This is a genomic window from Pseudaquabacterium inlustre, assembly GCF_038066595.1.
In the GTDB taxonomy this organism is placed as follows: Bacteria; Pseudomonadota; Gammaproteobacteria; order Burkholderiales; family Burkholderiaceae_C; genus Pseudaquabacterium; species Pseudaquabacterium inlustre.
This window is the reverse complement of record NZ_JBBUTH010000004.1, coordinates 548,783-563,213: the sequence shown is the minus strand read 5'-3', so window position 1 is coordinate 563,213 and position 14,431 is coordinate 548,783. Positions and strand designations below refer to the sequence as shown.

The following is a 14,431-nucleotide window of genomic DNA, read 5'->3' as shown; positions in this document are numbered from 1 at the left end:
CTCGTTCAACCTCCGGTCGCCTTGCGCAACGTGAGCCGCGGGCGCAGCGCGCGGGCACGCGGGTCGAAGGCGTCGCGCACACCGTCAGCGAACAGGTTGGCCGACAGCACCAGCGCCACCATGAAGGTGAAGGCCGCGGCAAAGCTCCACCACACCACCGGGTCGCGGCTCATCTCGCTGCGGGCCAGGTTGATCATGCCGCCGAAGCTGCTGGTGGTCGGGTCGACGCCCACGCCCACATAGGTGAGCACGGCTTCGTAGAGGATCAGGTCGCTGAAGTTCAGCACCGTGGTGATCAGCACCAGGTGCACCACGTTGGGCAGGATATGGCGCGTCATGATGCGCGCCGGGGCCACACCGAAGGCGGTGGCGGCCTGCACGAATTCGAGCTCGCGCAGCTTCAGCGTCTCGGCGCGCACCAGGCGGCACAGCGTGGCCCAGCCGGTCACGCCCAGGATCACGCACAGCAGGAACACCTTCACATCGGCGCGCTCGGCACCGGTGTCCAGCCACTCGGGGTGCTTGTCGAGGGCCACCTGCACCATCAGCACGCAGGCGGCGATCAGCAGCACATTGGGCACCGAGCTGAGCGTGGTGTAGAGGTACTGCACCACCTCGTCCACCCAGCCGCGGAACCAGCCGGCCAGGATGCCCAGCGTCACGGCAATGGGCAGCGTGGCCACGGTGCTGAGCAGGCCGATGACGAAGGCCGTGCGCACGCTCTTGAGCGTCTGCACCAGCACGTCGTTGCCGGTGCGGTCGGTGCCGAACACGTGGTAATGACCCATCAGCGCCACCACCGGCCCGGCCAGCAGGCAGATCACCGTGAAGGTGAGCCACAGCGCGCGCAGCGGCAGTTCGGTGCGGTCGGCCAGCAGCGCGCGCCAGGCGGCGGCCGTGCCGCCGTGCTGGCGCCGCACGGCCCAGGCCAGCCACAGACCGAAGGCGGCCGCCACGGCCAGCCCGGCCACGGCGCCCGCGACCACACGCTGGATGATGTCGCCCGCACGGTCACGGGCGGGGTCGGCCAGGTGCGCGCCGCCATGCGCCAGGCGCGGGTAGTCGCGCACGTTCTGGCCATCGCGCACCAGGTTCTGCTTGATCAGCGCCACGGCCGCCAGTGGCTCGCTGTAGGTGCTCTCGCGCATGGCCAGTTGGCGGGCCAGCGCCACGTCCAGCAGCGATTCGGTGCGCGTGTCGTAGTACACCGTGCCCGCGGCCTGGCCGGGCTTGGCCGGCAGCTGGCGGCGGAAGTGCACGCTGTCCACCAGCGTCACCACCACGAACAGCAGCATCACCAGCGCCGAGCACAGCGCCGCCGGATCGCGCAGCACCTTGAACCAGGTGGCGCGCAGCGTGGGGTGGTGGGCCACACGCCAGCCGTAGCCGGCGATGGCGGCGAACAGCGCCCACAAGGCCACGTCGGTGGCCAAAACGACAAACTTGAATCCCATGGTCCGGTTCCCCGCCCGCTCAGCTCAGACGCACCCGGGGATCGACCCAGGTGTAGGCGATGTCGATCAGCGCGTTGCTGGCGATGTACAGCGCCGCGCCCAGGAAGACCATCGAACGCACGATCGCGAAGTCCTGGCCGCTGATGGCCTCGATCACGAAGGCGCCGAGGCCGGGAATGCCGAAGAAGCTCTCGAACACCAGGCTGCCCATGAACACATAGGGCAGGTAGGCACCGGCGCTGGTGATGATGGGCACCAGCGCATTGCGCAGCACATGGCGGAACAGCACCACGCTCTCGGCCAGGCCCTTGGCGCGGGCGGTGCGCACATAGTCGCGGCCGATCTCCTCGAGGAACATCGCGCGGTACAGGCGGGCCTCGCCGCCCAGGCGCGCCAGCAGGCTCAGCACGATGGGCAAGGCCAGGAAGCGCACGGCGTCCAGCCCCGGCGCAAAGCCCGAGATCGGCACCCAGCGCAGCACGCGGCTGAACATGAACTGGCCGACGATGATGTAGAACAGGCTGCTGATCGACAGCATCAGCACGCACAGCACCACGCCCCAGAAGTCGATGCGCGAGTGGCGGAAGAACACCAGCAGCAGCGAGAACGAGATGCTCACCAGCAGTTGCAGCGCAAACAGCGGCACCGCCAGTTGCAGGCTCACGCCCATGCGGCTCTTGATCTCGTGGCCGATGTCGACCGAGCGGGCCGAATCGCTGCGGCCGAAGTCGAGCGCCAGCAGCGAGACCGAGCGCTCCCACAACACGGTGCGCGTGATCTTCTCGGAGCCGGCCGCAGCCTCGTTGAAGTACAGCGGGCGGTCGTAGCCGCGCTCGGCCTTCCACTTCTCGATCTGGTCCTGCGTGACACGCTTGCCGCCGATGTTCAGGCGGGCCATGTCGTCGGGCGTGTTGACCGTGAAGAACAGGAAGAAGGTCAGCAGGTTCACGCCCAGCAGGATGAGCAGGCCGTAGCCGATGCGGCGCAGGATGTAGCGGATCATCGTGCGGCCCCCCTCAAACGCCGTGGCCGGTGGACGCGCCGGGCGCGGCACGCCGCGCGGTGGCCGTCTCGCGCGCCTTGAAGCTGCGCCGCGCGCCCCACACCAGCGCCGCACCGCCCAGCACCAGCAGCACCATCGGCCAGCGGATCGGCGCATTCCATTCGGCCTGGGCCTGGGCGCGCTGCTGCGCGTCGACGCGGTAGTACTTGGCCATGTCGCGGATCATGATGCTGGGCTTGCCGTTGTGCACCCACTTCTGGAACGCCATGCCGCCCCACGGGAAGTAGCCGAAGGCCCAGGGCGAGTCCTGCTGCAGCATGGCCACCATCTGGTCGATCACGGCCTGCTTGGCGGGGCCGTCCTCCAGCGCCTGCAACTGGCGGTAGAGCTTGTCGTACTCGGGGTTGTCGTAGTTGGCGTAGTTGTCGCCCTGGTGCTTCGATCGACCCAGCGGCCCGTAGGTCAGGAACAGGAAGTTCTCGGCATCGGGGTAGTCGGCCAGCCAGCCGCCCCAGAAGATCTGGTGCTTGCCCTTGAGCGTCTTGTCCTGGTACTGGTTGAAGTCGGTGGCGCGGATCTCCAGCTGGATGCCCAGCTTGGCGAACTGCTTGACCATCCAGTCGTTCTCGCTCTTGAACTCGGGCGTGATGGCGCGCTGGAAGTCGTAGTTCAGCACCAGCGGCTTGCCGGTGGTGGCGTCGCGGCCGTCGGGGTAGCCCGCCTCGGCCAGCAGCTTCTTCGCGTCCTCGATCGGGCGGCGCACGATCTTGCCGTCGACAAGGTGGTGCGTCACCGGGTTGTGGAAGCCCGGCTGGCCCTCGCGCGAGCCGAACAGGCCCGGCGGCACCGGCCCGTGCGCGGCCACACCGCCCTTGTGCTTGAAGATGCGGCCGTAGCCCTCCTCCCAGTCGATGGCGATGGCCAGCGCCTGGCGCAGCTTGCGGTTCTTCACCTGCTGCTCGGGCGTGTCGCCCTTGCCCACCACCGGGTCCAGCATGTTGAAGCCCAGGTACCAGTTGCTGATGTCGGTCATCAGCGGCAGCTGGAAGCCGCGCTGCTCGAACAGCTTCTTCACCTGGTCGGAATCGTCGGCGTCGGCGCGCAGGATCACGCCCCACTCGGGCCGCTCAATCTCGGGCACGTCGAGGTAGCCCTGGCGGAACTTCTCCTTGCGCGGCACCTGCTCCTTCTCGATCGTCACGTACAGCGTGTCGATGAAGGGCATGGTCTTGCCGCAGTCGGCCAGCAGGCCGGCGGCCTTGTCGTCGGGCATGCCCTCGCAGGGATAGGGCTCGCCGCGGTAGTTGGGGTTGCGCTTCATCACATGGCGGCGGTCGCGCACGAAGTCCACCATCATGTACGGGCCCGTGCCCACCGGCCACTGGTTCAGGCTCAGGCCGTTCTCGGCCATGCCGGGCTGGGCGTAGAAGGCATCGGCCTCCCACGGCACCGGGGCCAGGAAGGGCATGGCCATCCAGTAGCTCCACTGCGGGTACTTGCCCTTCAGGCGGATGCGCCAGGTGTACTTGTCGACCGCCGTGGTGCCGGCCAGCGGGAACTGGCGGAAGTCGAGGAAGGGCTTGTCGCGCAGGTCGGCGGGCAGGCCTTTCAGCAGCTTGGCGTCGGCAGCCTTGATGGTCTCGGCGTAGTCCTTCAGGCCGATCACGTAGTCGGCGAACACCGCGAACACCGGCGCCTCGATGCGCGTGGTGGCATGGCGCTTCAACGCGTAGACGAAGTCGTCGGCCACCAGTTCGCGCGTGCCCTGCTGCGCGAAGGCCAGCGGCGAGCGCTTGTCGCCCAGTTCGGTCGCGGTCAACACGTGGTCGGTGTGGTAGAGGTACTTGCCCTGGGCGTCCTGCGCGAAGGCCGGGTGCGGCGCATAGCGGATGCCGGGCTTGATCTTGACCTCGTAGACGCTCTCGGCGATTTGGTCGGCCGGCGCGTCGTCGGGCAACGGCTGACCCGCCTTGTCCAGGTAGCGCGGATGCGCCACCGCAGCGGCGGCCTTGGGGATCAGCGTGTACGGCCGCTTCAGGTAGTGATAGCCGTAGGGCGGCTCGTAGATCTGGAAGGTGTACGCGCTCTCGGGGTTGGAGTACGAGGCGGTGGGATCCAGGTAGCGCGGCGAGCGCTCGTCGAACGAGTAGAACAGCGTGTTCTCGCGCTCGGCACCCGCCGGATACGGGCTGTTGTTGCAACCGGCAATCAGGGCCGCGCCAGCCAGTGGCAGCACCCACGACGCCAGGTCGGCAAGCGACGCGGCCAGCGCCGGTATTCCACGCCCGACCCGGCCCGTGAAGCGAGCGAACAACTTTCCGCGCATGCGGACACTCCTGCTGACACGCCACCACACCGGACCGGATAGACCCCGGCACAGCAGCCTGAACGGCGGCCCAACCGATCCCCTGGGCTGCCACTGAAAACAATGGCGCCTCGGCAGAACCAGCTTGTGGCCGGCCCCATCGAGGCGCACGGCGGATTTTAAGCAGGTGTCGGGCCAGCCCCGCTGCGGGTTGCCCCGGGTTCGGCAGGCCTCTCTAAACGCTCAGCCAATCGCTCAGCCGTGCCAGCCGAACAGCACGTCACGCCCCTGCACCACCAGATCCACCCGCGCGCCCACGGGCAGCGTGACCTTGGGCTCGTTGTCGGGCGCCGTGGGCGGATGGCCGAAGGGCAGGCCGGTGAGCACCGGCACGGGGCATTCGCTGCGCAGCCGCGCGATGGCGCTCTTGAGCGTGTAGCCGCGGTCCAGCGGGCTGGGCTTCCACTGGTTGAAGCGGCCCAGCACCACCGCTTTCTGCGCCGCCAGCACGCCGGCCTGGTGCAGTTGCAGCAGGCCGCGCTCAATGGCGTAGGGGTGCACGTTCACGTCTTCCAGGAACAGGATGCCGCCCTTGATGCGCGGCCAGTGCGGGGTGCCCAGCAGCGACAGCACCATGGCCAGGTTGCCGCCCCAAAGCGTGCCGCGCGCCTCCAGGCCGTCGAAACCGGCCTCGGTGCGAAAGCCCAGCGCTTCCAGTTCACCCGACATGGCCTCGGCGAAGCAGTCGCGCGTGATCTCGTCCAGGCCGCCCTGCTCGTCGCTGCGGCCGAAGTCGTCGGCCGCCATCGGGCCCTGCCAGGTGCGCGCGTTGGGCTTGACGCCCACATGGGCGAGCAGGCCCAGCTGGAACGCGGTGAGATCGCTGTAGCCCACCCAGCGCGTGCCGCGCTCGATGCTGCGGGCGATGCGCGGCCAGTCGATGCGGTCGAGCAGGCGCGTCATGCCGTAGCCGCCGCGGCAGGCCATGGCGATGGACGGTGCCGCATCGGCCACGCGGTGCAGTGTGGCCAGGCGCGCCTCGTCGTCACCGGCAAAGCGCTGGTGGCGTGCCCGCGTGCTGGGGTCCAGCGTCACGCTGTAGCCCAGGGCCGCCAGGCGCTGACGCGCCAGCTTCAGCGCCGGGGCGCGCTGTTCCACGCCCGCCGGGGCAAAGATGTGCAGATCGGTCATTGGGTGTCGGTGCCGGGCTTGGCGCCCAGCAGGTCGTGGAGTTCAAGGCTTTCGCCGGTCGGGATGTGGTCGTCGGGCCGCTGTGCATCCACCGCGATGGCACGCAACGCGTCGCGCTCGGCGCGCTGGCGCGCGCGGCGCTCGGCGAAGAACTGGCGCAGCAGCGCACCGGCCGGTGCGGCCAGCACGCCGCCCTGCACCGTGGTGTGGTGGTTCAGGCGCGCATCGCCGAACAGGTCGGCCACCGAGCCGGCGGCGCCGGTCTTGGGATCGTGCGCACCGAACACCACGCGCTTGAGCCGCGCATGCATCATGGCCATCGCGCACATCGCGCAGGGCTCCAGCGTGACATAGAGCTCCAGGTCGGGCAGCCGGTAGTTCTGCAGCAGCTGCGCGGCATGGCGCAGCGCCACGATCTCGGCGTGCGCCGTGGGGTCGTGCGTGGTGATCGGCCGGTTGTAGCCGGTGGCCACCACCTGCACGCCGCTGTCGGTGCGGCGCAGCAGCACGGCGCCCACCGGCACCTCGCCGGCCAGCTGGGCATTCAGTGCCTGGTCCAGCGCCAGGCGCATGCCGTATTCGTCGGCCTCGGCAGGGCTCATGCAAATGGGATGCGGTGCATCGGCGGTCTCGGGAGCGCGCATTGTCGCCTGCCACCGATAATCCGCCCTGGCCGATGTTGGCGCCTTGCCCGCGCCCCACCCTCGCCCCGATTGCCATGATCCGAGTGACCGAACTGCGGCTGCCGCTGGAGCACCCGCCCGAAGCCCTGCGCACCGCGCTGCTGCAGCGCCTGCAACTGCGCGAGGCCGACCTCGCCGACTTCACCGTGCACAAGCGCAGCCCCGATGCGCGCAAGAAGTCGGCCATCCAGTTCATCTACACCGTCGACTGCACGCTCGCCAGCGCCACGCTGGAAGCACAACTGCTGCAGCGCTTTGCCGGCGACCCGCATGTCAAGCCCAGCCCCGACATGCGCTACCGCCTGGTGGGCGAGGCGCCGGCCGATTTCTATGCCACGCCCGGCACGGGTGGCACGCGCCTGCGGCCGGTGGTCATCGGCTTCGGGCCCTGCGGCCTGTTCGCGGCGCTGATCCTGGCGCAGATGGGCTTGCGGCCCATCGTGCTGGAGCGCGGCAAGCCGGTGCGCGAGCGCACCAAGGACACCTGGGGCCTGTGGCGCCAGGGCAAGCTGGACCCCGGCTCGAACGTGCAGTTCGGCGAGGGCGGCGCCGGCACCTTCAGCGACGGCAAGCTCTACAGCCAGATCAGCGATCCGCGCCACCTGACGCGCAAAGTGCTGGCCGAGTTCGTCAAGGCCGGCGCGCCAGAGGAGATCTCGTACGTCAGCAAGCCGCACATCGGCACCTTCCGCCTGGTGAGCATGATCGAGAAGATGCGCGCCGACATCCAGGCGCTGGGCGGCGAGATCCGCTTCCAGCAGCAGGTGACCGACCTGCGCATCGACACCGCGGCCGATGGCCAGCGCCAGCTGCGCGGTGTGGTGCTGGCCGATGGCAGCGAGATCGCCTGCGAGCACCTGGTGCTGGCCGTGGGCCACAGCGCGCGCGACACCTTCACGATGCTGCACGGCCGCGGCGTGGCGATGGAAGCCAAGCCCTTCTCGGTGGGCTTTCGCATCGAGCATCCGCAGGGCGTGATCGACCGCGCCCGCCACGGCCCGGCCGCCGGCCACCCGCTGCTGGGCGCGGCCGACTACAAGCTGGTCTACCACGCCAGCAACGGCCGCTCGGTGTACAGCTTCTGCATGTGCCCCGGCGGCACGGTGGTGGCGGCCACGTCCGAGCCGAACCGCGTGGTCACCAACGGCATGAGCCAATACTCGCGCAACGAGCGCAACGCCAATGCCGGCATCGTGGTGGGCATCGACCCGCAGGATTACCGGCAGGACGGCCAGACCGACGGCCCGGTGTCGCCGCTGGACGGCTTTGCGTTCCAGCGCCAGTGGGAGAGCCGCGCCTACGAACTGGGCGGTGGCGACTACCTGGCGCCCGGCGAACTGGTGGGCGACTTCGTCGCCGGCCGGCATGGCGCCGAGATCCGGCGCGAGTTCGGCAGCGTGCAGCCCAGCTACAAGCCCGGCGTCACGCTCACCGATCTGAACGACCCCGCCCGCCCCAGCCTGCCGCCCTATGCGCTGGAGGCCATCCGCGAGGCCCTGCCCGCCTTCGCGCGGCAGATCCGCGGCTTCGACATGGCCGATGCCGTGCTCACCGGCGTGGAGACGCGCACCTCGTCGCCGCTGCGCATCAACCGCGGCCGCGACTACCAGAGCCTGAACACGCGCGGCCTGTACCCGGCCGGCGAAGGCGCGGGCTATGCCGGCGGCATCATGTCGGCCGGCGTGGACGGCATCGAGGTGGCCGAGGCGCTGGGGCGCGACCTGCTGGGCCTGGCCGGCTGATCGCCAGCCGGGCGCCCCGTGCTCACTCCCACTCGATCGTGGCCGGCGGCTTGCTGCTCACGTCGTAGGCCACGCGGTTGATGCCGCGCACCTCGTTGATGATGCGGCCCGACACTTTCTTCAACAGGCTGTAGGGCAGCTCGGCCCAGTCGGCGGTCATGAAGTCGCTGGTCTGCACCGCGCGCAGCGACACCACCCACTCGTAGGTGCGGCCGTCGCCCATCACGCCCACGCTCTTCACGGGCAGGAACACCGTGAAGGCCTGGCTGGTCAGGTCGTACCAGCTCTTGCCCGACAGCGGCTCGATGGTCGAGCGCAGTTCCTCGATGAAGATGGCGTCGGCGCGGCGCAGCAGGTCGGCGTATTCCTTCTTCACCTCGCCCAGGATGCGCACGCCCAGGCCCGGCCCCGGGAACGGATGGCGGTAGACCATGTCGTGCGGCAGGCCGAGGGCCACGCCCAGCTCGCGCACCTCGTCCTTGAACAACTCGCGCAGCGGCTCCAGCAGCTTCAGGCCCAGCTGCTCGGGCAGGCCGCCCACGTTGTGGTGGCTCTTGATCGTGGTGGCCTTCTTGGTCTTGGTGCCGCCGCTCTCCACCACGTCGGGGTAGATCGTGCCCTGGGCCAGGAAGGTGGCACCCTTGTGGCCCTCACCGCTGGCCTTGAGCTTGGCCGCCTCGGCCTTGAACACGTCGACGAACAGGCCGCCGATGATCTTGCGCTTCTTCTCGGGATCGCTCACGCCGGCCAGCTGGCCGAGGAACAGATCGGACGCGTCGACGCGGATCACCTTGGCATGCAGGCGGCCGGCGAACATGTCCATCACCATGTCGCCCTCGTTCAGGCGCAGCAGGCCGTGGTCGACGAAGACGCAGGTCAGCTGGTCGCCGATGGCGCGGTGGATCAGGGCCGCCGCCACGCTGGAATCCACACCGCCCGACAGGCCGAGGATCACCTCCTCGTCGCCCACCTGCTCGCGGATCTTGGCGACTGCTTCCTCGATGTAGTTGCCCATGATCCAGTCGCCACGGCAGCCGGCGATGTCACGCACGAAGCGATTCAGCAACTCGGCGCCCTGCACCGTGTGCGTCACCTCGGGGTGGAACTGCACGGCGTAGTAGCCCTTGTCTTCATTCGCCATGCCGGCGATCGGGCAGCTGGGCGTGCTGGCCATCAGCTTGAAGCCCGGCGGCAGGGCCGTCACCTTGTCGCCGTGGCTCATCCAGACCTTCAGCATGCCGTGGCCTTCGGGCGTGCTGAAGTCCTGGATGCCCTTCAGCAGCTCGGTGTGACCATGCGCGCGCACCTCGGCGTAGCCGAACTCGCGGTGGTCGCTGGCCTCGACCTGGCCGCCGAGTTGCACGGCCATCGTGAACATGCCGTAGCAGATGCCCAGCACCGGCACACCGGCGTCCCACACCGCCTGCGGCGCGCGCAGCTGGTGGTCCTCATAGGTGCTGGCGTGGCTGCCGCTGAGGATGATGCCCTTGGGCGCGAAGCTGCGGATGAACTCGTCCGACACGTCGTTCGGATGGATCTCGCAGTAGACATGGGCCTCGCGCACGCGGCGGGCGATCAGCTGCGTGACCTGCGAGCCGAAGTCGAGGATCAGGATCTTGTCGTGTTGCATGGCAGAGCTCTCAGGCGAAACGTCGGTCAGGGGTCAGGCAGACGGGGCGGCCTCGTGGGCGGCACGGCGGCGGAAGAAGCGGTAGGCCACCGAGGCCCCCACGGCCTGCAGCGCGGCACAGAAGAAAAAGGGCAGGCCCATCAGCACATCGGTGGCCTTCAGGTGCGACACCAGGCCCAGCAGCGGCGTGGCCACCATCGGCGCCAGCACCGCCATCAGGCTGTTCAGCGAGGCCACCGAGCCGGCCGTGGCCCCCTGCTCGTGGGCCTTGGCGGCGTTGGAGATCAGGCCCTGGATGGCCGCCTGTGCACCGCCGCCCAGGATGCCGCCGACGACGATCACCGCGTACATCATCCAGCCCTCGGTGGCCAGGCCGAAGCCCAGGTAGGTCAGTGCGCTGGCGGTCAGGCCCACGGTGGCCAGCGTGCGCGACGAGAAGCGCGCCAGCATGTGCTTGAGCAGCCAGCCCTGCACCACCGCCGAGATGGCCCCCACGGTGAACAGCGACCAGCCCACCTCGGCCGGCCCCCAGTTGAACTTGAAGTGCGTGTACAGCACCCAGCTGGTGTGCAGCGTGAACTGCGCCAGCGAGGCCAGCGCCACCACCCACAGCAGCGGGCCCACGCCCTCCAGGCGCGACAGCCCCGACAGCGCCGCGAACGGGTGCACGCGCTTCCAGGCAAAGGGCTGGCGCTTCTCGGGCGGCAGCGATTCGGGCAGCACGAACCAGCCGTACAGCCAGTTCAGCACCGCCAGCGCACCGGCCACGAAGAACGGCAGGTGCACGTCGATGGCGCCCAGCAGGCCGCCGGTGGCGGGCCCCAGGATGAAGCCGATGCCGAACATCGCGCCCAGCATGCCGAAGCGGCGCGCGCGCTCCTCGGGTGCCGAGATGTCGGCCACGTAGGCGCTGGCCACGGCCGCATTGGCCTGCATCGCGCCAGAGAACACCCGCACCGCGATCAGCATCCACAGCGCGGTGGCCAGGCCGGTGACGATGAAGCTCAGCGCCAGGCCCGAGAAGCCCAGCAGCAGCACCGGCCGGCGGCCGTGCGCGTCGCTCAGCGCACCCAGCACCGGCGAGGCGAAGAAGTTGGCGATGCCGAAGGTGATGGTGACGACGCCGTACCACCAGGCTTGCTCGGTGGGCGAGCTGGTGAACGTGCCCACCACCAGCGGCAGCACCGGGATGATCAGGCCGATCGACACCATGTCGATCAGCACCGTGATCATGATGAAGGCCATGCCCGCAGACCGGCCACCACGCCCGCCTGCGCCGGCGGGCGCCTGTGCCAACTCAGCCAAGCGCGTCACTCCGCCCGGTAATTGGGCGCTTCCTTGGTGATCTGCACGTCGTGCACATGGCTCTCGCGGATGCCCGCGGCCGTGATCTCGACGAACTCGGCCCGCTCGTGCATCTGCTCGACCGTGGCGCAGCCGCAGTAGCCCATGCTGGCGCGCAGGCCGCCGGCCATCTGGTACACGATGGAGACCATCGAGCCCTTGTACGGCACGCGACCCTCGATGCCCTCGGGCACCAGCTTGTCGGCGTTGGGGTTGCTGGTCTCGTCGTTTTCCTGGAAGTAGCGGTCGGCCGAACCGGCCTTCATCGCACCGATCGAGCCCATGCCGCGGTAGCTCTTGTAGCTGCGGCCCTGGTACAGGATGACCTCGCCGGGCGCCTCTTCGGTGCCGGCGAACATGCCGCCCATCATCACCGCGCCGGCGCCGGCCGCGATGGCCTTGGCGATGTCGCCCGAGTAGCGGATGCCGCCGTCGGCGATCAGCGGCACGCCGGTGCCCTTGAGCGCCGTGGCCACGTTGTCGATGGCGGTGATCTGCGGCACGCCCACGCCCGCCACGATGCGGGTGGTGCAGATGCTGCCGGGGCCGATGCCGACCTTGACGCCGTCGGCGCCGGCTTCCACCAGCGCCAGCGCGGCCGCGCCGGTGGCGATGTTGCCGCCGATGACATCGACCTGCGGGAAGTTGCGCTTGACCCAGCGCACGCGCTCGATCACGCCGGCCGAGTGGCCATGGGCGGTGTCGACCACCAGCGCGTCGACGCCGGCCTTGACCAGCAGTTCCACGCGCTCCTCGGTGCCCTCGCCCACGCCGACCGCGGCGCCGACGCGCAGCTTGCCCTGCGCATCGCGCGCGGCATTCGGAAAGCTGGTCTGCTTGGTGATGTCCTTCACGGTCATCAGGCCGCGCAGTTCGAAGGCCTCGTTGACGACCAGCACGCGCTCGAGCTTGTGCTTGTGCATCAGGGCCTTGCCCTCTTCGATCGTGGCGCCTTCCTTCACGGTGATCAAGCGCTCGGCCGGGGTCATGATCTCGCGCACCGGGGCGTCCATGCGCGTCTCGAAGCGCAGGTCACGGCCGGTGACGATGCCGACCACGCGACCGTCTTCCACCACCGGGAAGCCCGAGATGCCGTGCTGGCGGCTGAGTGCGATCACCTCGCGCACCGGCACGCCGGGGCTGATGGTGATCGGGTCGCGCAGCACGCCCGATTCATAGCGCTTGACGCGTGCCACCTCGGCCGCCTGCTGGCGCGGCGTGAGGTTCTTGTGCACGATGCCCATGCCGCCCTCTTGCGCGATGGCAATGGCCAGACGCGCTTCGGTCACCGTGTCCATCGCGGCGGACACCAGCGGCAGGTTCAGGCGGATGTTGCGCGACAGATTGGTCGCAAGACTGGTGTCGCGAGGCAACACCTGAGAGTAGGCCGGCACCAACAACACGTCGTCGAAGGTGAGCGCTTTGCCGAGAAGGCGCATATGGAAAGCTCCAGACGCAAAAGCGGATTATAGGGAAGGCGCGCGGACCCGCCGCCCGACATGCGCCGGACGGCCCTCCAGCACACTGTCGGCCGCCGGCGCGCCGCTACACTTCGCGCCGCCATCCCCCCGTCCATCCGCCGCCTTCCGGAGCGCGCCACCGTGAGCCCTGCCCGCCCCCATTCCCGCCTGCCGGCCCTGCTGCTGGGTAGTCTGCTGCTGGCCCTCGCGACGGGCGCGGCGCAGGCCCAGTACAAGTGGAAGGACAGCCGCGGGCAGATGCATGTCAGCGACATGCCGCCGCCGCGCGAGGTGCCGGACAAGGACATCCTGCAGCGCCCGGCGCCCCGGGTGGCCCCACCGGCCAACGCGGGCAAGTCCCCCGCCCCGGCCGGCACGCCATCGACCGATGCCGCCAGCGCACCGGCCGCGGCCCCGTCGGCCCGCGCGCCGACCGACCCCGAACTGGAGTCCCGGCGCAAGAAGCTGGAGCAGGACGCCCGCAGCCAGCAACGCGCCGACGAGGAACGCCAGGCCCGCCAGCGCGCCGAGAACTGCGAGCGCGCCCGCCAGAGCCTGGCCACGCTGCAAAGCGGCCAGCGCCTGTTCCGCGTCAACGCCCAGGGCGAGCGCGAGGTGCTCGATGACAGTGCGCGCAACGCCGATCTGCAGCGCGCGCGCAGCGTCATCGCCGCCGACTGCCGCTGAGCGACGGGCGGCCAGTCGTCACCCGCCCTTCAGCCGGTCTTCAGCCGGCGTGGCGCGCGCTTCACACCGTCGCGGCGGTAGCGCAGACGGCGCGCCTCCTTCGGATCGACGGTCAGCGGCCGGCTGAGCTCGATGCGGTCGCCGTCGCGCAGGCGTGCGCCCGGCGCCACGGCACGGTTCCACACGCTGGGCGTCAGCGCATCGAGCGTGGCCGCCCCCAGACGCTGCAGCCAGCCGCTGGCGCGCAGCGCATCGGCCACCGTGGCGCCGGCCGGCAGGCGCAGCGACAGCCGCCACAGATCGTGCGGCGCGGCGGCGTAGACCAGGCTCACGCCGATGGCGCCGGCCGAGGCCGCGGGCACGGGCACGCCATCCACCGGCGCGGTCGCCAGTTCGCCTGTCACAGGATCAGCGCTCACCGTAGACCTGCTCGGCACGCCGCACGAAGGAATCGACGAAGGTGTTGGCGACCTTGTCGAACACCGGGCTCAACACACCCTCGAAGGCGCGGTTGGCAAAGGCGTAGGTCAGTTCGAACTCCACCTTGCAGGCCGGCGGCTGGCCCTCCCCGGCGGCACCGCCCAGCGGCGTGAAGCGCCACTGGCCATCCAGCAGCGAGAACGGGCCGTCCACCAGCTTCATGTCCACCAGTTCGCCCGCTACCTGGGTGTTGCGGGTGGTGAAGGCATGGCGCAGGCCGGCGAACTGCAGGTGCACGCGCACGGTCGGGCCCTGCGCGTCCTGCGACAGCACCTCGGCGCGCTCGCACCAGGGCAGAAAGGCGGGGTAGGCGTCCACCGCGGTCACCAGCGCGTACATCTCGCTGGCCGAGTACCAGAGGAGGACCGACTTCTTCACGTGCTTCATACAATGGGCAAATTCTAGGGGCCGCCCGGCAGCGCGCTGGGTGGCCCCTCTTCCATTGGCTCACT

General features: G+C 69.6%; 12 protein-coding genes. 2 read left to right on the top strand and 10 right to left on the bottom strand.

All coding sequences use genetic code 11. From position 1 onward, the window contains the following. Window positions 1-5 precede the first annotated feature (5 nt). From AACH10_RS10500 to tadA, 5 genes are all read right to left on the bottom strand, one after another. Window positions 6-1,454 carry an ABC transporter permease gene (locus AACH10_RS10500; RefSeq protein WP_341410341.1) on the bottom strand — a complete coding sequence of 483 codons (1,449 nt, stop codon included), beginning with the start codon at window positions 1,452-1,454 and terminating at the stop codon, window positions 6-8. A gap of 19 nt (window positions 1,455-1,473) precedes the next feature. Next, complete coding sequence (locus AACH10_RS10495; RefSeq protein ID WP_341410339.1) at window positions 1,474-2,457, bottom strand: ABC transporter permease; 984 nt, start codon at window positions 2,455-2,457, stop codon at window positions 1,474-1,476. Window positions 2,458-2,470: 13 nt separating this feature from the next. Then, entirely contained in the window at window positions 2,471-4,783 is a 2,313-nt protein-coding gene (locus tag AACH10_RS10490; protein ID WP_341410338.1) for an ABC transporter substrate-binding protein, read from the bottom strand. Between the two features lie 234 nt (window positions 4,784-5,017). Continuing rightward, window positions 5,018-5,953 (bottom strand): LD-carboxypeptidase, encoded by a 936-nt coding sequence (locus tag AACH10_RS10485; RefSeq protein ID WP_341410337.1) that lies wholly within the window; start codon window positions 5,951-5,953, stop codon window positions 5,018-5,020. Continuing rightward, entirely contained in the window at window positions 5,950-6,555 is a 606-nt protein-coding gene (gene tadA / locus AACH10_RS10480; protein WP_341410336.1) for a tRNA adenosine(34) deaminase TadA, read from the bottom strand. Before tadA ends, AACH10_RS10485 begins: the two co-directional genes overlap by 4 nt. A gap of 116 nt (window positions 6,556-6,671) precedes the next feature. Between tadA and AACH10_RS10475 the strand changes: the two genes are divergently transcribed. After that, window positions 6,672-8,378, top strand: a complete 1,707-nt coding sequence (locus tag AACH10_RS10475; RefSeq protein ID WP_341410335.1) for an NAD(P)/FAD-dependent oxidoreductase — start codon at window positions 6,672-6,674, stop codon at window positions 8,376-8,378. A 22-nt stretch (window positions 8,379-8,400) separates the two neighbouring features. On the opposite strand, the gene guaA is transcribed toward AACH10_RS10475, so the two are convergent. The 3 genes from guaA to guaB form a co-directional block, all read right to left on the bottom strand. Further along, a complete protein-coding gene (gene guaA / locus AACH10_RS10470; RefSeq protein WP_341410334.1) occupies window positions 8,401-10,008 on the bottom strand; it encodes a glutamine-hydrolyzing GMP synthase in 1,608 nt (535 codons plus the stop codon). Window positions 10,009-10,041: 33 nt separating this feature from the next. Further along, window positions 10,042-11,253 carry an MFS transporter gene (locus AACH10_RS10465; RefSeq protein WP_341410333.1) on the bottom strand — a complete coding sequence of 404 codons (1,212 nt, stop codon included), beginning with the start codon at window positions 11,251-11,253 and terminating at the stop codon, window positions 10,042-10,044. Between the two features lie 65 nt (window positions 11,254-11,318). Beyond that, window positions 11,319-12,791: an IMP dehydrogenase gene (guaB, locus tag AACH10_RS10460; protein WP_341410332.1), complete on the bottom strand. Its 1,473-nt coding sequence runs from the start codon at window positions 12,789-12,791 to the stop codon at window positions 11,319-11,321. A 162-nt stretch (window positions 12,792-12,953) separates the two neighbouring features. Between guaB and AACH10_RS10455 the strand changes: the two genes are divergently transcribed. Then, on the top strand, window positions 12,954-13,499 hold the full coding sequence (locus AACH10_RS10455) for a DUF4124 domain-containing protein (protein ID WP_341410331.1): 546 nt from the start codon (window positions 12,954-12,956) through the stop codon (window positions 13,497-13,499). 29 nt (window positions 13,500-13,528) lie between these two features. Here AACH10_RS10455 and AACH10_RS10450 read toward each other — a convergent pair whose 3' ends face one another. Beyond that, window positions 13,529-13,918, bottom strand: a complete 390-nt coding sequence (locus tag AACH10_RS10450) for an RnfH family protein (protein WP_341410330.1) — start codon at window positions 13,916-13,918, stop codon at window positions 13,529-13,531. Beyond that, on the bottom strand, window positions 13,908-14,366 hold the full coding sequence (locus AACH10_RS10445) for a type II toxin-antitoxin system RatA family toxin (RefSeq protein WP_341410329.1): 459 nt from the start codon (window positions 14,364-14,366) through the stop codon (window positions 13,908-13,910). Before AACH10_RS10445 ends, AACH10_RS10450 begins: the two co-directional genes overlap by 11 nt. Between the last annotated feature and the right edge of the window lie 65 nt (window positions 14,367-14,431).

Bases quoted from the DNA above. Each gene is read 5' to 3' on its own strand.
- guaA (WP_341410334.1), bottom strand. From the start codon at position 10,008: ATGCAACACGACAAGATCCTGATCCTCGACTTCGGCTCGCAGGTCACG.
- AACH10_RS10465 (WP_341410333.1), bottom strand. From the start codon at position 11,253: ATGGCCTTCATCATGATCACGGTGCTGATCGACATGGTGTCGATCGGC.
- AACH10_RS10490 (WP_341410338.1), bottom strand. From the start codon at position 4,783: ATGCGCGGAAAGTTGTTCGCTCGCTTCACGGGCCGGGTCGGGCGTGGA.
- AACH10_RS10500 (WP_341410341.1), bottom strand. From the start codon at position 1,454: ATGGGATTCAAGTTTGTCGTTTTGGCCACCGACGTGGCCTTGTGGGCG.
- AACH10_RS10495 (WP_341410339.1), bottom strand. From the start codon at position 2,457: ATGATCCGCTACATCCTGCGCCGCATCGGCTACGGCCTGCTCATCCTG.
- tadA (WP_341410336.1), bottom strand. From the start codon at position 6,555: ATGAGCCCTGCCGAGGCCGACGAATACGGCATGCGCCTGGCGCTGGAC.
- guaB (WP_341410332.1), bottom strand. From the start codon at position 12,791: ATGCGCCTTCTCGGCAAAGCGCTCACCTTCGACGACGTGTTGTTGGTG.
- AACH10_RS10475 (WP_341410335.1), top strand. From the start codon at position 6,672: ATGATCCGAGTGACCGAACTGCGGCTGCCGCTGGAGCACCCGCCCGAA.
- AACH10_RS10485 (WP_341410337.1), bottom strand. From the start codon at position 5,953: ATGACCGATCTGCACATCTTTGCCCCGGCGGGCGTGGAACAGCGCGCC.
- AACH10_RS10445 (WP_341410329.1), bottom strand. From the start codon at position 14,366: ATGAAGCACGTGAAGAAGTCGGTCCTCCTCTGGTACTCGGCCAGCGAG.